At 69.1% G+C, this 18,703-nt stretch carries 16 protein-coding genes; 6 read left to right on the top strand and 10 right to left on the bottom strand.

The annotated features are described in order from the left end of the window. Nucleotides 1-243 precede the first annotated feature (243 nt). Together F1599_RS08900 and F1599_RS08905 are read right to left on the bottom strand one after the other, a co-directional pair. Nucleotides 244-900 carry a hypothetical protein gene (locus F1599_RS08900; protein ID WP_150082806.1) on the bottom strand — a complete coding sequence of 219 codons (657 nt, stop codon included), beginning with the start codon at nt 898-900 and terminating at the stop codon, nt 244-246. 180 nt (nt 901-1,080) lie between these two features. Further along, nucleotides 1,081-1,953, bottom strand: coding sequence for an MBL fold metallo-hydrolase (locus F1599_RS08905; protein ID WP_150082807.1), 873 nt, complete (start codon nt 1,951-1,953; stop codon nt 1,081-1,083). Nucleotides 1,954-2,105: 152 nt separating this feature from the next. Between F1599_RS08905 and F1599_RS08910 the strand changes: the two genes are divergently transcribed. Further along, nucleotides 2,106-2,663 carry an LbetaH domain-containing protein gene (locus F1599_RS08910; protein ID WP_149318568.1) on the top strand — a complete coding sequence of 186 codons (558 nt, stop codon included), beginning with the start codon at nt 2,106-2,108 and terminating at the stop codon, nt 2,661-2,663. Between the two features lie 100 nt (nt 2,664-2,763). On the opposite strand, the gene F1599_RS08915 is transcribed toward F1599_RS08910, so the two are convergent. From F1599_RS08915 to F1599_RS08940, 6 genes are all read right to left on the bottom strand, one after another. Then, nucleotides 2,764-3,930: a glycosyltransferase family 4 protein gene (locus F1599_RS08915; protein ID WP_190286333.1), complete on the bottom strand. Its 1,167-nt coding sequence runs from the start codon at nt 3,928-3,930 to the stop codon at nt 2,764-2,766. Continuing rightward, nucleotides 3,923-4,843, bottom strand: a complete 921-nt coding sequence (locus F1599_RS08920) for an NAD-dependent epimerase/dehydratase family protein (RefSeq protein ID WP_150082809.1) — start codon at nt 4,841-4,843, stop codon at nt 3,923-3,925. Before F1599_RS08920 ends, F1599_RS08915 begins: the two co-directional genes overlap by 8 nt. 151 nt (nt 4,844-4,994) lie before the next feature. After that, nucleotides 4,995-6,140: a glycosyltransferase family 4 protein gene (locus F1599_RS08925; protein ID WP_223819541.1), complete on the bottom strand. Its 1,146-nt coding sequence runs from the start codon at nt 6,138-6,140 to the stop codon at nt 4,995-4,997. Between the two features lie 31 nt (nt 6,141-6,171). Then, nucleotides 6,172-7,119, bottom strand: a complete 948-nt coding sequence (locus F1599_RS08930; protein WP_149318571.1) for a glycosyltransferase family 2 protein — start codon at nt 7,117-7,119, stop codon at nt 6,172-6,174. Continuing rightward, a complete protein-coding gene (locus F1599_RS08935) occupies nt 7,116-7,877 on the bottom strand; it encodes a ChbG/HpnK family deacetylase (RefSeq protein WP_149318572.1) in 762 nt (253 codons plus the stop codon). The genes F1599_RS08930 and F1599_RS08935 overlap by 4 nt, the downstream gene beginning before the upstream one ends. 20 nt (nt 7,878-7,897) lie before the next feature. Beyond that, on the bottom strand, nt 7,898-9,103 hold the full coding sequence (locus tag F1599_RS08940) for a glycosyltransferase (RefSeq protein ID WP_150082810.1): 1,206 nt from the start codon (nt 9,101-9,103) through the stop codon (nt 7,898-7,900). Between the two features lie 848 nt (nt 9,104-9,951). On the opposite strand from F1599_RS08940, the gene F1599_RS08945 reads away from it, so the two are divergent. From F1599_RS08945 to F1599_RS08965, 5 genes are all read left to right on the top strand, one after another. Further along, a complete protein-coding gene (locus tag F1599_RS08945; protein ID WP_149318574.1) occupies nt 9,952-10,884 on the top strand; it encodes a response regulator transcription factor in 933 nt (310 codons plus the stop codon). 265 nt (nt 10,885-11,149) lie between these two features. Continuing rightward, nucleotides 11,150-12,331 carry a polysaccharide biosynthesis/export family protein gene (locus F1599_RS08950; RefSeq protein ID WP_455423655.1) on the top strand — a complete coding sequence of 394 codons (1,182 nt, stop codon included), beginning with the start codon at nt 11,150-11,152 and terminating at the stop codon, nt 12,329-12,331. Nucleotides 12,332-12,340: 9 nt separating this feature from the next. Next, the gene (locus tag F1599_RS08955; protein WP_149318575.1) at nt 12,341-12,805 is read left to right on the top strand and encodes an arsenate reductase/protein-tyrosine-phosphatase family protein; all 465 of its coding nucleotides are present in this window, start codon (nt 12,341-12,343) and stop codon (nt 12,803-12,805) included. Beyond that, nucleotides 12,802-15,045 carry a polysaccharide biosynthesis tyrosine autokinase gene (locus tag F1599_RS08960; RefSeq protein ID WP_149318576.1) on the top strand — a complete coding sequence of 748 codons (2,244 nt, stop codon included), beginning with the start codon at nt 12,802-12,804 and terminating at the stop codon, nt 15,043-15,045. Before F1599_RS08955 ends, F1599_RS08960 begins: the two co-directional genes overlap by 4 nt. A 274-nt stretch (nt 15,046-15,319) precedes the next feature. Beyond that, nucleotides 15,320-15,838: a hypothetical protein gene (locus tag F1599_RS08965; protein WP_149318577.1), complete on the top strand. Its 519-nt coding sequence runs from the start codon at nt 15,320-15,322 to the stop codon at nt 15,836-15,838. Nucleotides 15,839-15,911: 73 nt separating this feature from the next. Here the strand turns inward: F1599_RS08965 and F1599_RS08970 are convergent, their stop codons facing one another. Together F1599_RS08970 and F1599_RS08975 are read right to left on the bottom strand one after the other, a co-directional pair. Beyond that, nucleotides 15,912-17,723 carry an alpha/beta hydrolase gene (locus F1599_RS08970; RefSeq protein WP_150082811.1) on the bottom strand — a complete coding sequence of 604 codons (1,812 nt, stop codon included), beginning with the start codon at nt 17,721-17,723 and terminating at the stop codon, nt 15,912-15,914. A 141-nt stretch (nt 17,724-17,864) separates the two neighbouring features. After that, on the bottom strand, nt 17,865-18,703 hold an 839-nt coding region (locus tag F1599_RS08975), incomplete at its 5' end, for a CpsD/CapB family tyrosine-protein kinase (RefSeq protein ID WP_150082812.1).

Consider the following 18,703-nt stretch of genomic DNA (forward strand, 5'->3'; position numbering starts at 1 on the left):
GCGCTCGGCGCGGCGGGCCGCGCCTGGGCCGAGCGGCATCTGGACCGCGACGCGGTGCTGGGCCGCTGGGAGGCCGCGATGCGGGCCCTGTGCGGCGAGCACGCGGCGGTCAGCGTGCCGGCCGCGAGCGTCGGCACCGAGTAACGGACGGCGTTTCGGGTGTTTCGGGCGTTTCGGGCGTTTCGGGCGTTTCGGGCGTTTCGGGTGTTTCGGGCGTTTCGGGCGTTTCGGGCGGCGTTTGCCTCAGCGGTCACTGCCGCTGGTCACGCCGCCCCCGCCCGTGCCGCGATCCGATGTGCCGCTGCCCTGGGTCGCCCCGGACGGCGTGCTGGCCTTGCCGCCGCCGGCGCTGGCGCGGCTGCTGCCCTGGGTCGAGTCGGACACGCCGCCGGCGCGGCGCGAGCCGCTCGCCGGCTTGCCGCTGGTCGCGTCGCCGCCGATGTTGGCAGCGGTGTTGCCCGCGTTGTTCCCCGCGTTGTTCCCCGCGGTCTTCCCTGTGCCGCCACCGGGCGCGGCCTTCGCGCTGCCGGGCGGCTGACGTCCGCCCGACGGCGAACCGGTGGTCGGACTGCCGCCATGCTCGACATCGCCGGCGCGGGATTGACGGGAGCCGCCGGCGCCGGCTTGCGCGCCGCCCTGGGCCCCGCCTTGCCCGCTGCCTTGCGCGCTGCCTTGCACGCTCGACTGGGCGCCCTGTCCGGGGCCGACCGCGCCGCGCGCACCGCCGCTGACGGGAGCGCTGGCGCCGGCCGCGGTACCTGCGCCAGCGCCGGCGCTATCGCTCATGCCGGTCGATCCTGCCTTGCCGCTGCCGCCGCTCGAGCGGCCCTGCGCCATCGCGAGCTGGCTCGCCAGCGCGAGGCAAGACGCGGCCACCACCAGCAGATCTCGTGGTTTCATGCTGTCCCTCCTGATTGTCGTGGTGATCTACCCGCTCGCCACGCAAGCCGCATGCCGGTATTTGCGAGCCACCTGCAACATGGGGCTCCTGCGCCGCGCTGCAGCGCTTGCAGAAATTGCTCCACGGGCTTGCATATTTGGGGCCGGCGCGCATCGCGCGTCATCGGCGCCCGGGGGCGATCAAGGCGCCGTGGCAAACGCGCGGGCCGGCACGCGCGCCGAGCGCCGCGACAGCCGTTCGAACTCGACCACGTCGTGGCCGCAGCAGACCGTCATATGGCCGTCGCGCCGTTCCTTGAGCTCGCGCAGATGCCGTTGTGTCGCCAGGCGAGCCTCACGGTCCTTTTCCATCATCCATTGATAGAAGCGCAGCCCCGGCGTGCAGTAGGGCCGCACCGGGTCGAGCTCGCCGTGATGGAAATAGGCGTCGCCCGCCTGCAGCAGCCATTCGCCCTGAGCCTGCACCGCGATGCCGGCATGGCCAAAGGTATGGCCGGGCAATGCAACCATCGCGATCTCGGGCGGCAGGCCGTCGAGCGTGCGGACGCGGTCGAAGCCGTACCAGCGCTCGCCGACGTCCGGTGCGTAGGTGCGCCAGCGTTCCTGCGTCGACCACTGCTGCGGCCGGAAGCGCTGGCGGTCCAGCCACGTGCGCTGCAGCCGCGCATAGTCGCGCTCGGCCGCCATCAGGTGGACGGTGGCCCAGGGGAAGTCGTCGAGTCCGCCGGCGTGGTCGAAGTCCAGATGCGTCAGCACGATGTGCCGCACGTCGCGCGGATCGAAGCCGAGCGCCTCCACCTGCCGGTAGGCCGTCATCTCGTCGCGGAAATCGGGCCGCAACAGCGTCAGGAAGAAGCCGCTCAGGCGCGAGCGCGGGTCCTGCACGTCGCGCCGCCCCATGCCGGTATCGACCAGCACCAGGCACTCCGGCAGCTCGACGAGCAGGCAGTGGCAGGCCAGCTCGCCGCGCTCGAGGATCGAACGGGAACGTCCGTCCATCAGGCGCCCGCCCAGCGGACAAGTCGAGATGCAGTTCAGATGATGGATCCGCATGAATGGTCTCCTGCACGATCCACCGCTCGTGCAAGTCCCATTCCAGGCCGCCGGGCATCCACGGCGCGGGGTCTGTGACCGGCCGCACCGACCGTCGGCGTGTCCCGGCACACCATCGTCCCATGCGCGCCGCGCGCTTACCGGGACAGCCGATGCTGATTACGCAAGACGATCCGACCATGGGCCCCTCGTTCTCGCTGGGGAACCGCGTGCAGCGGCAGATCTGGAACTGGGTCTGGCTGTTCCTGTTCCGTCCCAGCCCGCGGCCCGCACACGCCTGGCGCGCCGCGCTGCTGCGGCTGTTCGGCGCGCAGCTCGGGCGCCATGTCCATGTCTACCCGGGCGTGCGCATCTGGGCACCGTGGAATCTGCGCATCGGCAACAATGCCGGCGTGGCCGACGGCGTCACGCTGTACAACATCGAGCGCATCGACATCGGCGAATACTGCGTGGTGTCGCAAGGCACGCATCTGTGCACCGGCTCGCACGACTACAACAGCCCGAACTTCCAGCTGATCGCCTCGCCGATCACGCTGGCGCCGCGGGTGTGGATCTGCGCTGAGAGCTTCGTCTCGCCGGGGGTGTCCGTGCCGGAAGGCGCGGTGGTCGCGCCGCGCTCGGTGGTCACCAAATCGCTGCCGACGCCGTGGACCGTCTACGGCGGTACGCCGGCGCGGGCAATCGGCACGCGCAAGCCGCAGGGACGCTGAGTCGCAGGGACTGAACCGCCGAGCCGCGGCGCAGGGTGACGCGGCGGCGCGACGCCGCGCTCACGAGCTCAGGAGCTCAGGTGTTCAACTGCTCAGGCGCTCAGGCGCTCAACTCCATCACGATCTGCTGGTAGGTCTCGGCGAAGCGGCGACGGCGCCGTGCCAGGTCGTCGCGGGCAAGGCGCGCCTGCTCGGCGTCGCGCTCGGACGAGGCCGGACAGGCAAGCGCCTGCGCCATCGCGTCGGCCAGCGCGGGCGCATCGTCCGGGGCGAAGAAGACCCCGCGTGGCGGCGCCTGTTCGCGGTGGACCTCGATATCGGACAGCAGGATCGGCTTGTTCAGCGACCTGGCCTCTTCCACCGTGGTGCTCCATCCTTCGAAGCGCGACGGGTTGATCAGCGCGGCCGCGCCACGCATCAGGCCGGCCAGATCGCCGTGCGGGACCACGCCGAGGAAGCGGAAATTCCGCTGCAGGCCGGCCTCCGCGACGCTGCCCAGCAGGCGCTGGCCATAGCCGGGCTGCCGATGGTCGGCGGTCTGGCCCGTCGACAGCACCAGCGCTTCGATCCCGCGCTGCTTCAGCAGGCGCAGTGCCTCGACCACGATGCCGTGGTTCTTGTGCTGCCACAGCTGGTTCGGCAAATGGAAGTAGGGACCGCGAAAGCCGTAGCGGCGCTCCAGCTCGGACACCGGCGGCGCCGGCGCCAGCGGATTCATGTTGGCCACGAACTGCAGCACGCGGGCGCGATGCGCCTGCGCCGGAAAGCAGCGCTGCAGATCGCGGCACGCGGCGTGGCTGCTGACCAGCACGCGCGCCGAGCCCTGGCACAAGGACGCGAACAGGCGGTCGCGCATCGCGATCTCTTCGGCGGAGAACATCTGGGGCAGATGCAGATGCTGGAAATCGGGAATCCAGCCCAGCGTCGGCACGCCGGCGCGCGGACCGAGCGGGTTGTGGTGCGACAGCACCGCGATGCCGTTGCGGGCCAGATAGCGGGCCAGCAGCAGGTCCGTGCCGCTTGCCACCTGGCAGGCCTTGCGCACGTACCACCACGGACGGCGGCGATCGAGCAGCGCCGTGCGATGAACCGGCAGCGGCGGCATGCCTTCGAGCAGGTCCGCCGGCGTGCGCTCGCCGGTCAGGATCACCGGATCGATCGTGCGTCCGGGCAGTGTGTGCAGCGCCCACAGCAGGTTGCGGAAGTAGCTGATGCCGCCGAGCCAGCCGCGATCCTGGAAGGCGAAAACGAAACCGACCCTAGTCATCGCACACTGCCTCGAACCATTGGGCATAGCGCCGCACGCCCGTTTCGAGCCGGATCTGCGGGGCCCAGCCGGTGCTCAGCGTATGACCGATATCGGCGCACTGGTCGCAAGGGTCGCCGTGACGGACCGCCAGCGAAAAGCGCGGATGGCGCGACGGCGCCAGGTCCCGATACAGCAGCGTCAGCACCTGCCTGACCGTGGTGGTCGTGCCGCTGGCGCCGTTGTAGATCGGGCAGGCCGGCGACGCCTGCGCCGCCACCGCGGCCACCAGGCGCGCCGCATCCTCGGCATGGAGCCAATCGCGGCTCTCCTCGCCCGTGCCGCAATAGAGGTCGTCGCGCTGGCCGATCTTGCGGCATGCGTCCCACAGCAGCTGCTTGCGCTGCCCCTCGCCAAAGAGCGAAAAAAAGCGCACCACCGCCACCGACACGCCGAAGTGCGCGCCATACGACGCGCACAACTGCTCGGCCATCAACTTGTGCATGCCATAGGGAGAGGCCGGCCGCAGCGGCGCCGTGCTGCCTTCGCTTGCGGGCAGATGCGCGGCGTTGCCATAGACCGCGGCGCTGGACGGATAGACCACCGGGGTGCGTGGGCAATGCCGCCGGATGTATTCGAGCACGGCGGCGGTCGTGTCGACGGTGCGGGCGTGATCGCCGAAAGGATCGCGCAGCGATGCCGACACCGACCCGCCGCCGGCGCAGTGCACCAGCAGATCCGGCTCGATCTCCAGCCGCTCCAGGCGCTCGAGACTGACCGGGGCCTGGTGCCAGACCACGCGGCCGGCGCAGGCGCTGCCCGGGCTGCCGTGGCCGAGGCCGACCACACGCCAGCCCGCGGCAAGATAGTGCTCCACGACGTAACCGCCGAAGAAGCCTCTCGCCCCGGTGACCAGTACGGTCTTTTCAGTCATCGTCGATCGCCCTGCAACGTGTTGCGAACCAAAGGTCCTCTTGTGCAGACAATGTAGCGTCCAACATGGCGTCGCACTGTTGCCTCGACCTCATAAAAGGTCAAGTTACTTTTCGTGGGATGCCCGCGCAGTGTGGCGGCCGCGCGTGCCGCTAGGCGCAATGGCTGCGCAGCAGTTGCTTGACCTGCTCGCCGGCGCTGCGCCAGTTCAGCCGTTCGGCGTACTCCCGGTACGCGCCGCGGGCGAGCGCGCCATAGTGCGGCGCGGACTGGAACACGCGCTCGATGTAGTCGCACCACTCGGCCGGATCGGCCTGCAGCTCGAAGGTCATGCCGTTGCGGCGATCGCGTACCGCGGTCGGAATGCCGCCGACCCGCGTGGCCAGCGACGGCAGTCCGAAGGAGCTGGCCTCGGCCAGCACCACGCCGTAGCACTCGGCGGTCGAGGGCAGCAGCAGGAAATGGGCCTCGCTCATCAGCCGCTCGAAGCGGCGCCGGCCCGCTTCCGTGCTCTTGGGCACGAAACCGTGCAGCTTGACGAAGCTGGGTGGTTCGTACGGCGGACGGCAGCCGACCACATGCAGCTCGGTCGGAAGGCCGCGGCGATTCAGGCATTGCGCCACGGCCAGCGCGGTCTCGCCGCCCTTGCGCATCCAGTCCACGCCGACCATCAGCAGCCGGCAGACGCGGTAGTCCTTGCCCAGCACGATCCGCTCGATATCCTGCGAGGTGCGCCTGCATTCGAGGTTGGCGCCGAACGGCACCACCTTGACCTTGGCCGCATCGACGTCGTAGTGGCGCAGCGCGGTGGCCGCGGCCCATTCCGAGCTGAAGATCGCCAGGCGGCAGCGCGACAGCGCCTGCTGCTCGAGCCGATGGCCGTCGCGCAGCGTTTCCTTGCAGAAGTTGCTGAAGCCGGGATAGAAGCCGACCATGCCGTCGAAGGTCGCGTCGGTCCAGATCGCGATCGGACGGTCCGTGTCGAGGCACGACACCGGCAGCGTGCCGGGGCTGAGCACCGCGTCGCAGTGCGCGCCCTCCAGGCGGCGCTGCACGCGCTGCGCGTAGCGGCGCGCCACCGTCGGCGAGCGGTCGCGCTGGTAGTCGCGCCGCAACAGCCGCCGATAGGCCAGCGCCTTGGCGCGCAGCAGGCAGGCCAGCACCGGCCCCTCGTCGACCTTGTCGATCACCTCGGTCTCGATCGCGCTGCTGCGCAGCGCGCGCGGGATATAGCTTGCCGATCCCGACCAGGCGTGGGGATCGGAAGCGTCGTACGTCGTCACGTAGGCCACTCGCATGGTTCTCTCCAGCGGTGGCGGCGCACGCCGGCTACAGGGGTAACTGCATCGCCCGTCTTCGCTGCTCCTGTACCTTCAGCACCACCATGTATTCGTAGATCGATACCAGCACGCAGTAATGAAATCCGGCCTTCCCGTCGATGAAACCGAACTTCAGCAGGTACAGGTACAGAAAGCGCGCCACCGGCCGCATCGGCAGGCGGAACGACAGCTCTTTCAGCGCCCGCCGGCGCGCCGGCGGATCGGAGGCCAACAGCGAGGAAAAACGGAACTTGTCCTCGTCCAGACTGCGGATGGTCTCCAGCGCCTCCCCCATCGAATATTTGTTGTGCTTGTCGAACCAGGCGTCGAAGCCCTTGTTGAAGCTGTAGTGCAGGAAATGATGGCGCAGGAAGCCGACCGACCCGTCGACCACCGGCGCCGGATTGACCAGCCGCTCCCAGCGCACCTTGTCCGGCTGGAAGAAGCGCAGCACCCAGATTGGATAGCCGCCGGCGAAGCGGATCCATTTGCCGAGAAAGTAGTTCTTGTAGCGCACGCGGTAGGCCACGGGCGCTTCGGCCTCGTCGCCCGGCACCCGGTCGGCGATCTCGCGCAGCTCCACCGCCAGCTCCGGGCTGACCACTTCGTCCGCGTCGGAGTAGTAGACCCACCGATGCTTGAAGTCGATGTTCTCGTTGGCCCAGTTCTGATGGGCCGACCAGTTGTCGAACTTGCGCTGGAACACGCGCGCGCCGTGGCGCCGCGCGATCTCCAGCGTCTGGTCCGTGCTGTACGAGTCCAGCACGACGACATCGTCGCACCACGACACCGACTCCAGGCACCGTGCAAGGTTCTTCTCCTCGTTCAGCGTCAGGATCAGCACCGACACCTTGGCGGTCTTGCACGGCACGGCATGCGCGCCGTCGGCGGCGGCCTGCGGCGTATCGGGACGCGTCACCGCCTGCGCCGGCAGGCTACGGGCCAGCGGAGCGGTCATTGGCCGTACCTCCGCAGCGCGATGCCCGCGCGCTGCAGCGCCGTGCGCAACTCGGTGGCGCTGACCAGCGGTTCGGTCTCGCAGCGCCGCCAGGGCTCCGCAAAGCCGGGATGGACAGAGATCTCGGTGAGCCCGTCGCGCAGCAGCTCCGGCAGCCGCGCGGCCCAGTCGGTGTTGTCGTGATTGATCGCGCCGTAGTAATGGGTATGGCGCAGCCCGTTGAAGTAGCGCTGGCAATAGTTGTTCATCACCGCCTGGCGCGGATTGGCGGTGAAGTAGAAGTTCTGCGGCCGCCGTACCCATTCGAGGCCGGCCCGTTCGAGTTCGGTGCGCAGCGCGCTGATCACGATGGGAAACTTGTGCAGATGGCCGTGGCTGTCGACATGGGTCACCTCGACGCCGTGGTCGCGCAGCTCTTCGAGCTGCACGCGGAACTCGCGCGCGATATCGTCCTCCGACAGCATCCAGGCGAGCGCGCGCACGCGCTGCCGATGGCTGGCGCGAAAGCGCCCGTCGGGCGTGCACAGCGACGAGGGCCGGCCCGCATGCGGCAGATGGCCGTCGACCATGTTGAAATGCAGGCCGAACGAGAAGCGCCCCCGGTTGCGGCGCGCGTAGTCGTACGCCTGCTGCGACGCCGGCCGGCCGGTCATGATGGTGGCGCTGGTCAGCAGCCCGGCCTCGAAGCAGGCAATGGTGGCGTCGCAGGTATCGGCATCCCAGCCGAAATCGTCGGCATTGAGGATCAGTTCTCGCATGTCAGTCTCCCGGTCAACCGCTAAGGGGCCGCATGCGAAAGCGCCGGTCCGGAATCGCGGTCGGCCGGCGGCGCGCCATCGGCGCGGCCCTGAATGATGTCGAGCAGGCGTTGTCCGACCTGCCTGCTCTGGAAGCGCCGCGCGAACGAGGCCGGCGCGGCGGCGCGCATGCGCGCGCGCGTGGCCGCGTCGGCGGCCAGCCATTCGCGCAGCGCCTGTTCGGTGCCGTCGACCGTGTCGGTGCGCACGATGCCCGCGCCGTCCGCCTCGATCTCGCGCCAGATATTGACCTTGTCGGAGATCAGCACCGGCACGCCGCAACCGAGCGCCTCGACCACCGCGACGCCGAAGTTCTCCTGGTGCGAGGGCAGGCAGAACACTTCGGCGGCATGGAAGGCACCCCACTTCTGCGGGCCGGACAGCATGCCGGTCCACACCACGCGCGGGGCGACGCCGACCCGCTCGGCCAGCATCTCCAGGTCCTCGCGCAACGCCGGCGCGCCCGGGCCGGCAATCACCAGCTGCAGCGCGGGATCGACGTTCGCCACGCGCGCGAAGGCCTCGATCAGCAGATCGCAGCCCTTCTTCTCGTGGATGCGCCCGAAGAACAGCACGATGCGCTTGCCCTCGGTCTGCGGAAAGGCCGCGTGAAAGGCCGCGCGCAGCGTGCCGTCGTCGGCCGGGGGCTGCGCGGTGCCATAGGACGCGATGCGTTCGGTGCAGTGGTACCAGGGAAACGACAGGCGCGCGCGCCGGCGCTCTTCGTCGCAGGTGAACAGCACCCCGGTGGCATGGCGCAGCGCGCGGCGCTCGAACAGCAGCCAGTACACCAGCTTCTTCAGATGCTTGAGCGGATAGCGGGTCTTGAACCAGGGGTCCAGCATGCCGTGGGTGAACACGTAATACGGCACCTTGCCGCGCAGCACCCAGAGCGCGGCCAGGCTGTGGAACTGCCAGAGACCTTCGATGATGACCGCGTCGTAGCGCGTGCCGTGTTCGCGCAGCCACGGCAGCAGGCGCGGGTTATAGGTGTAGATGCCCTTCGAAGGCCCCAGCGCGATCACGTTGAGCTCGCTCTCGCGCACCCATGGCGCATTCGGATCGTCGCCGCAGACGACATCGACATGCACGCCGCGTTCGACCAGCGGCATGCGCAACTGCCGCAAGCCTTCGATCGGGCCGCCGCCGGCCGGATTGATAGTCGCAATGATGTGAAGAAGCTTCATGGCCCTGACCGTATCGGCATGCAGCAGGATGGGATGGCGCACAGTGACGAACATGCCGCGCCAAGACGCGCCGTGCTGGCGGGCGGCGCTCCGTGCCACAAAGCGTAGGCAGCGCGATGGGCAAGCTCTGTTCGTTGGCGCACCCAGCGGGGCGTGGCGCGACAGGGTCCCGCGCCGGGCGGATGCCCTCCGCACGAACGGCGGCAGGACGGCGGCAGAAGGGTGGAAGCAGGGTGGAGGGAGGGACGATGCGCGCTGCCTCGCGGTCATCATCCTGATGGTGGAGAACCCACTCATCCATTTGGCGGGCCCCCCGTTCGCGGGGCCCCGTCCGTGTGCGCGGCGCGATCCGTGACGGTGCGGGCCGCTGCTGTTTCAGCGCTGTATCGATGGCCCGGGCGGGGCTGGATCTACTGCGATGGGAACGCCATCGGCGATGACACGAGTTTCAACGCTGAAACATTATCGAACAAGCGTTGTTTCATTATTGAAACTCTAATGGGCGCATTTATTCTCACCCATTTGGGGAGGCTGGAAACGCTTATGGATCAAGGGTTACCGGATTATGAAAAGTGGGGGTAATCCCATCCTTCCGGGTCCCTGGGAGGTGACTTGATTTCGACTGACTCAACCCATAAGATGCCCTAAACGGATTAAAGATAAATGTTTTGGGGTGGGGAACAGGGTCGGCTATCGGGGCCGGCGCACCACAGTGGCCTGGTGATGCCGAGACCGACAGACGGGGGGAAGGCCTGAGCCGCTTCGCCGGGAAGTCGCCTGCGATGAGGCAACTGCATTCACCAGTGTATTTACCTGTTTTCCGCCCACAGATACGGGGGAAAAAGAACATGAATGCACTGTTGATTGAAAGCCATCCCTTGCTCCGGCTGGGCCTGCACCAGATGCTGGAGCGCATCGAGGGGATCGATCAGGTCATCGCGATCGATCCCGCCGATGTCTCTCTTCTTGACGGCACCGACGGCGATACCGACCTGATGGTGTTCGGCATGCCGCAGGATGTCGACGCCGGTTGGCAACTGCTGACCCAGGTCCGCCGCGTGCTCAACGCCCAGCGCGTGCTGCTGCTCTCCGATATGGTGCCGCTGCAGGTTCCGGCTGCCGCCATGGCGCAGGGCGTGTGCGGCTGCCTGCCGAAGTCCGCCTCGCTCGCCGTGCTCGAAGCGGCCATTCGCCTGGCGATGGTTGGCGGCTATTTCGTGCGCGGCAACGGCGCGGCGGGCACGCTGTCGTCCTCGCTGCCGGCCGGCTATGGGGGTCCGGTGGTCGCGCCGCCCTCGCTCGGCGTGCGCCCCACGATGACGGGCAGCGCCACGGTGTCGCCGCATCCCGCGATGCCGGCGTCTTCGCGCAGCGGCATCGTGCCGCCGCACGCTGCCGCGGCCGCGCCGCGTCCCGCACCGGTCGACACCGGCAGCGCGGAAGCGACCTACTACGACGAAGCCGAAATGCTGCAGATCACGCCGCGCCAGTACGAGGTGCTGGTGCTGCTGGCGCGCGGCCATCCGATCAAGACCGTCAGCCGCATGCTCAATATCTCGGTGGCCACGGTCAAGAGCCACGCCTGCACGCTGTACCAGCGTCTGAAGGTGCGCAACAAGGGCGAGGCGGTCTACACCGCGCTGCAACGCGGTGCCAAGCTCGAATGGGTCAACGGCGACGGCGCGGCGCCGGTTGCGTCGGTCACGCGCATGCCGCGTCCGGCGAACGAACGCGCGGAGATTACCGAACTGCCGCTGCAGGCCGGAGGCGGCATGCGCTGACGCCGGGCGGGGTTCGAACGAAGGCGGGCCGGATGAAATCCGGCCCGTTTTTTTTGCGTGATACGCGCGCTTGCGCGAGTTCGAACACTGGCAAGCGCGTCCTCGCCAACCCCTTTCGTTCCCCTTGCGTTGGGCTCCCGATCCACTCCGCATCAAATGTGTGACAACGCACCGATACCCAGTGCCTGCGCGGACACGATGGCAGCATCCGGGGGACATGGCCGTGCGCGTGTCCATGTGCAAGTCGCAGTGGGGGGAGGTTGCCATGAAAGCATTGGAACAGCATCAGCAACGCGGTCCACGCAGTGTGCGCCGCGGTCGAGCAGTGGCGGGGCTGGTCGCGGCCGGCGCGATGGGAGCGGCGGCGCTGCTGGCCGGCTGCGCCAGTTCGCCGGGCATGTATTTCGACAAGCAGGCGCCGGTCTCCGCCATCGGCCCCGATGCGGTGCCCAAGATCACGCCGATCACGATGGACCTGGTGCGCGAGCTGCGCAACAACTCGCGCCGCGAGAACGAGAACGTCGAGGAGCTGTTCGCCGCGCCGCAGCCGTATCGCGTGGGCCCGGGCGACATCATCTCGGTGGTGGTCTGGGACCACCCGGAGCTGGTCTTCCCGACGCAGACCTACAGCATCGGCCAGGCCTACGAGCTGCCCGCCACCGGCGGCAGCGCCAACGTGCCCGGCTATGTGGTCAGTCCCAACGGCGACATCCAATTCCCGTACGCGGGCGTGATGAAGGTTGGCGGCAAGACCGCCAACGAGGTGCGCGACCAGATCGCCAAGGCGCTGTCGCGCGTGGTGCGCGACCCGCAGATGACGGTGCGCGTGCTGGCCTTCCGCAGCCAGCGCGTCTATGTCGACGGCGAGGTCAAGACGCCCGGCATGCTGCCGATCGACGACGCGCCGATGACGCTGGTCGAGGCGCTGAACCGCGCCGGCGGCGTGCTGACGCAGACCGGCGACAGCAGCCGCATCCGCGTGACGCGCGGCGAGCGCAGCTGGTACATCAACATGCCGGCGCTGCTGGCCAAGGGCGTCGACCCGTCGCGCATCCTGCTGCGCAACGGCGACATCGTGCGCGTCGAACAGCGCGAGGACAGCAAGGTGTTCGTGACCGGCGAAGTGCTGCGGCCCACCGCGCTGCTGATGCGCAACGGACGCATGACGCTGAACGAGGCGCTCGGCGATGCCGGCGGCGTGAATCCGAGTTCGGCCAGCGCCGACCAGATCTACGTCATCCGCAAGACCACCGCCGGCGAAGAGCCGAAGGTGTTCCACCTGGACGGCAGCTCGCCGGTGGCCCTGGCCATCGCGGAAGGATTCGAGCTCGAGCCGAAGGACGTCGTCTATGTCGATGCCCGCGAACTGGTGCGCTGGAGCCGCGTCATCAACCTGCTGATTCCGTCGACCCAGCCGGTGATCGGCACGGCCGGCGTGGTCCGATAGGCGGGCGCGATGATCCGAACCATATTGGTGGTCTGCATCGGCAATACCTGTCGAAGTCCGATGGCCGAAGCGCTGCTGCGGCAGGCGCTGCCAACGTGCGAGGTGGCCTCCGCCGGACTGGCACCGCCGGTCGGCGCGGCGGCGCATCCGTGCGCGATCGCGCTGATGGCCGCCGAGGGGCATGAACTGCGCGGGCATCGCGCCCGCGTCGTCGACGCGCAGCTGGTGGACTGGGCCGATCTGGTGCTGGTGATGGACCTCGAGCAGCGCGACGAGGTCGAGCGCCGGTTTCCGGATGCACGCGGCCGCGTCTATCGCATCTGCGAGTTCATCGCGGCCGACGTGCCCGATCCCTTCGGCGGTTCGCACAGCATGTTCGCCATCGCACTCGGCTTGATCAAGACGGGCATCGAATCCTGGTCGGTACGCATAAGAGCCATTGCGCCGGCCGAATGTCACGGGGAGGCATCATGAATAGCAACAACATCCGGAGCACCCACTCCGAGCGCGCCGACGAGCGCGATGGCATGGTCGATCTGACCTCCTGGTTCGACGTGCTGGCGCGATACCGCTGGACCTTCCTGACGGTGGCGGGCCTGGTCATCGCGCTCGGTGCGATCTATGCGCTGATCGCGCGCCCGGTCTATCGCGCCGACATCATGGTGCAGGTCGAGGAGAGCACCAACACCACCGCGGCGACCAACCGCGTGGCCGCGCAGATCTCGCCGGTGATCGAGGTCAAGTCGGCCGCCTCCGCCGAGATCGAGCTGCTGCAGTCGCGCATGGTGGTCGGGCGCGCGGTCGACAACCTGATGCTGAACATCGAGGCGTCGCCGCGCTACTTCCCGATCGTGGGCCGCGCGATCGCGCAGAACAACAGCGAGCTGTCGCAGCCGGGCCTGTTCGGCTGGGGCGGATTCGCCTGGGGCAGCGAATCGATCGCGGTCAGCGAGCTGACGGTGCCGGCCGAGATGGACGAGCGCAAGATCACGGTGACCGCGCTCGGCAAGGGCGATTACCGCGTCAGCTTCGCCAGCGATCCGGCCCGGGCCAACGGCAAGGTCGGCGAGCCGCTGACGGTGAAGACGGCCTACGGCCCGGTCAACCTGACCATCAGCAAGCTCGATGGGCGTCCCGGCGCGCAGTTCGAACTGCGCCATCTGCCGCGGCTGGCCGCGATCGCCCGCCTGCAGCAGCAGCTTCACATCATGGAACGCGGCAAGCAGAGCGGCGTGATCGGCGTCACGCTCGAAGGCGATTCGCCGCAGCTGACCGCGGCGATCCTGAACGAGATCGGCATGGAGTATGTCGAGCAGAACGTACGCCGCAAGGCCGCCGAAGCCGAGAAATCTCTCGAATTCCTGCAGGGCCAGATGCCGCAGCTGCGCCAGCAGGTCGAGGCCGCCGAATCGCGCTATAACGCGATGCGCAACCAGCGCGGCACGGTCGACCTGAGCGAGGAATCGAAGCTGATCCTGGCGCAGTCGGTGCAGATCCAGACCCGCCTGCAGGAACTGAAGCAGAAGCGGCAGGAACTGGCGATGCGATTCGTCGGCGACCACCCCAGCATCACCGCGATCGACAGCCAGATCGACAGCCTGACCGCGCAGCTGAACGGCGTCACCGGGCGCATCCAGCGCCTGCCCGATGTCGAGCAGAACGTGCTGCGCCTGATGCGCGACGTCAAGGTCAATACCGAGCTGTATCAGGCCCTGCTCAACGACGTGCAGCAGCTCAAGCTGATGAAGGCGAGCAAGGTCGGCACCGCGCGCCTGGTCGATCCGGCCAGCGTGCCGCTCAAACCGGTGCGGCCGAATCGCCCGCTGATCGTCGCGGTGGCGGTGGGCCTGGGCGTGCTGGCCGGCCTGCTGATGGTGGTGGTGCGTCGCTCGCTCGACGGCGGACTGACCGATGCCGACGAGATCGAGCAGCATACCGGCCTGACGGTCTACGCGACGATCCCGCAGAGCCAGCAGCAGGCGCGCAAGTTCGGCGGCGCCAGGCCGCTGCCTGGCCTGCTCGCGCTGCAGGAGCCCGAGGACCCGGCGATGGAAAGCCTGCGCAGCTTCCGCACCGCGCTGCAGTTCGCGCTGGTCGGCAGCCGCAACCGCATCGTGGTGATCACGGGCCCCGCACCGGGCGTCGGCAAGTCCTTCATCGCCGCGAACTTCGCCGCGATCCTCGGTGCCGGCGGCAAGCGCGTCGCGCTGGTCGACGCCGACCTGCGCCGCGGCGGCCTGAACCACCGCTTCGGCTCGCGCCGCTCGCCGGGGCTGAGCGACGTGCTGCTCGGCACGCCGCTGGACAAGGTGGTGCAGCGCCAGGTCGCGCCGGGGCTGGATTTCATCCCGACGGGGACGCAGGCGCCACAGCCGGCCGACATGCTGAACAGCCCGGGCATGGAGGCGCTGATCGATGAACTGAAGTCGCGCTACGACGTGGTGCTGATCGATTCGCCGCCGGTGCTGGCGGCGGCCGATGCCGGCATCCTGGCCAGCAGGGCGGGTGCGGTCTTCCTGGTGGCGCGCGCCGATGTCACCACGGCGAGCGAACTGCAGGCGACCGACAAGGCAATCCGCCATGCCGGCGGCGACGTCAAGGGCGTGCTGTTCAACGGCCTGCATGTCGAAGGCCGCTGGTACCGCTCGCACTACCACTTCGGCAAGTATCGCTATATGAACCAGTACAGCGCGATCAAGGCCAAGCGCGCCTGATCCGCACGGGCTGGCACCCTACCGTCGTATCAACGCCGATCCCCGCTGCGCGCGGGGATCGGCGTTTTGTAGGACAGCCGCCGCGCGCCGCGTAGGAACGCGCTGTCGGTCTTTCGGCCATTTGTAAGGAGTTGTTGAAAGGCGGAAACGGCGACGAGCGCTTGCCATCAAAAATCGAGCGGGCGGCAGCATCCTTCGATCGCGTGCCGCCACCGTCGTCCCCGCGGCCCCATCGGCCGCGGGCTTCGTTCGATAACAACTCAAGAGGTCCGATATGTCCCGAAACCTGACTGTGCGCACCCGAACCGCCCTGGCGGCGCTGGCCGCGGGTCTGATCAGCGCGACCGCCTTTGCGCAGGCGCCGATGGCGCCCTCCACCGGCACCGGTGCCGATACCAGCGTTGGCGCGGGCGCCGCCGCTGGCGCCGGTGGTACTGGTGTCGGCGCTGGCGCTGGTGCCAGTGTTGGCGCCGGCGCCGGTGCCGGCACGATGGCACCCGCCGGCGCGGCCTCGACCATGCCGACCACCGGCCCCGCTCCCGGCAGCGTTCCGGCAGGCATGGTCGCCACGCCGTACGGCCCGGGCGTCTACCAGCTCCAGCCGAAGCTCGATCCGCTGGTCGAGCGGCGCATGGCACGCGCCGAGGCACGCGGCGAGTACCGCGAGCGCAAGTCCGAAGCGCGGCAGGAATACAAGCAGGAAGTGAAGGCCGCCAAGCAGGAACGCAAGCAGGAGATGCGCGAGGCCAACGAGGAGGCCAAGCGCGAACTGACCACGCCGCCGGCGCGCTGATGCGTCGCGGGCCGCCCCTGGCCCCGGACGAAGGCCAAGCGCCAGTCCGGGGTCTGCGGGGCGGGCCTGCGGGCTAAGCGGCCGAAGACGCGGCCAGCGAAGACGTGGATGTCGCCGCCACCGGCGCCCCGGACGCCGCCAGATGCCGCATCAGGCAAGCCGCGAATTGCGCGCGGCTCTCCGCGAGAAACAGCGAATGGTCCAGCCGCGTCAGTACATGGGCGCGAATGCCGCTCATCGGCGCCAGCGCCTCCAGATGCCGGCCGAAGCGCGCACGCGCTTCTTCCAGGCCGATATCCCCCGCCCCATACAGCAGATCCACGCGCACGCCGCGGCGTTGCAGGCTGTGCATCGCCTCGCGCGCATACACGTCCAGGTCCTGCGTGCCCGGCTCGGCGCCGGCACGGCTCGACAATAACCGCCGCGCCAGTGCGGCGGCATGCGGCCACGGATCGATCTCGCCGCGCAGCAGCCGCAGCCATTGCGCCGGCTTGCGTGCCGCGGCCAGATAGACTCGCGTCGATTGCGGCTCGGCATCGACGTCGGCTTCCGCTCCGGCTTGGGCTTCGGCATTTGCCCCTTTGTCGCCACCGCAGCTGTCCCAGCGGAACTTCAGCAGGTTGGCAAGCACCAGCCCATCGATCGGCGCGGCCGCCAAGGCCGCCTGCAGCGCGATAAACCCCCCCGAGCAAACCCCCGCCGCCACCACGCGCCGATAGCCGCGCGCCTTGAGCCACACCGCCGCGGCCGCGACATCGCGCCATGGCTGCTCGCCATAGAGCGCCGCGATCCGCATCGTGCGAGCGGCCAGCGGACTGTCGCCCAGTGCCGATACGTCGAGCCGCAAGGCCGCGACGCCGGCATGCGCGAGCTGGCGCGACAGCGTGACGAACAGCCGGCAGTCGCCGACATGATGGTTGCCGCCGGTGTTCGGGAACAGCACCGCCGTGCCGGTCGTCTCGCCGCCATCCTCGGGCGTGCACAGCACGCCGAACTGGCGGCCGCCATCGAGCCACACCGGCCGCTCCACCGTCCCCTCGAGCCGCAGCACGGCATCGTCCGGGACGTCGCACGCCGGCTGGCCACGGCGCGCCACCGAAGCGGCCGGACCCAGCCATTGCGCGATCTGCTGCCACGCATGTTCGGGCACGCTGCTGTTCTCGGCCGAGCGCATCATGGCCGGGTATTCGTCGAAGTCGAGCCGCGTCACCTGCGCGCCCTGCGCACGATATCGGCCCGCCAGCGCGGCGACCGGCGAACCGGCGCCGGGCCACGCATCGAGCAGCAGCACGCGCGGCGCGGGACAGGTGGCACGGCGTTCGAGCCGCAGGCTCTCGAGCAAGGCCACCGCGTCGGACGGCAACCGATAGCCCAGCACCTCGCAGCTGCCATCGCACGGCGGCGCCACCGGAATATCGGGGATCGCGTTATTGCACCAGCTGCGCTGCAGCGCGCGCAGCTCGCGCAGATAGGTGCGGCCGGTCACCGGCGGCGCCAGCAGGATCAGTCCGTCGGGACGCTGCCCGCCGTCGGCGGCCATCGCCTCGGCGGCCAGCACCGCAAGCGTCGCACCCAGGCGCAGACCGCACAGCACCACGCGCTCGACCCCGGTATGCGCGCGCAGCGTCTGCGCGGCGCGCACGATGCTGTGCGCACAGGCGCTGAGACGATCGGGACCCTCGTCGGAACCCGCCGAATCGCCGCAGCCGGGATAGTCGAAGCGCAGCACCGGCATGCCGGCGCTGGCGAGATCCGCGGCCAGATGCCGCCAGGCGCGATGCGACCACATCGCTTCGTGGCCCCACGGCGCGCACAGCACCACGCCGGTTGCGCCGGGGCCGGCATGCAGCCAGCCGACGCAGTGGTCGAACGCCACTCGCTTCATCGGTCTTCCCCCGGATGCCGACAAGGCGCGCGGGCAAGAGCCCGCGCATGCCTCTTCGAAACCTTCTTGCTGCTTCTGCAATCCTGCCCGGCGCCTACGCAGAAACGGGTACGCTGCCCGCTTCATGCCACCTTCATGTCTTCATGCCTTGCCCGCTGCTGCCGCCACCGGACGTTCGAGGGCACGGGCCGCCGGTGTGGCTGGCGGCAGCGGCATGCCAAGATACGGATTGATGGTGGCGAAGTCCGCGCGGTTGCTGCGGCGCTGGGCCACGCCGTTGATGATGCCGCCCGCGATGCGCGCGTCGGCGCGCGCAAGCCGCTTGAGCGTGTCGTCGACCTGGCCGGGCAGCGTCACGTCGGCGCGCATGACCAGCAGCGTCGAGCCGGCCAGGCTGGCGATCAGCATCGCGTCCGCGACCGACAGCACAGGCGGCGTATCGACGATGACCAGGTCGAAACGCTCCTTGCACTGCTGCAGCGCGTCCTTCAGCGTCGGCAGCATCAGCAGCTCCGACGGATTGACCGGCGTGGCACCGGCGCCGAGGATGCACAGGCCGGCGACCACGGTCGGCTGCACCGCCGCCCCCACCGGAATGCGGCCGGCCAGCACGTCCGACAATCCGGGCTCGGCCGCCTGGCCGAACCACGTCGCGACCTTGCCGCGCCGCATGTCGGCATCGATCAGCAGCACGCGTTGGCCGGCCTCGGCGAACAGCACCGCAAGGTTGACCGCGGCGAAGGTCTTGCCCGCGCCCGGCGCTGGACTGGTGATCGCCAGCACGCCATCGGGGGCGCCGCGCAGGCCGAAGTACAGCGAGGCCCGCACGCTGCGCAAGCCCTCGACCGCCAACGCATGCGGCGAGCGCCGCGCCAGCAGGAAGCGATCGTGCAGCCCGTTGGCGCTGCGCGCGCCGGCCTGCGGATCGGCGCCGCCTTGCGCCTCGGCCAGCGCGGTGCCGGGCGCGGGCGCGGCCAGCC

This window comes from Cupriavidus cauae, from assembly GCF_008632125.1.
GTDB lineage: Bacteria > Pseudomonadota > Gammaproteobacteria > Burkholderiales > Burkholderiaceae > Cupriavidus > Cupriavidus cauae.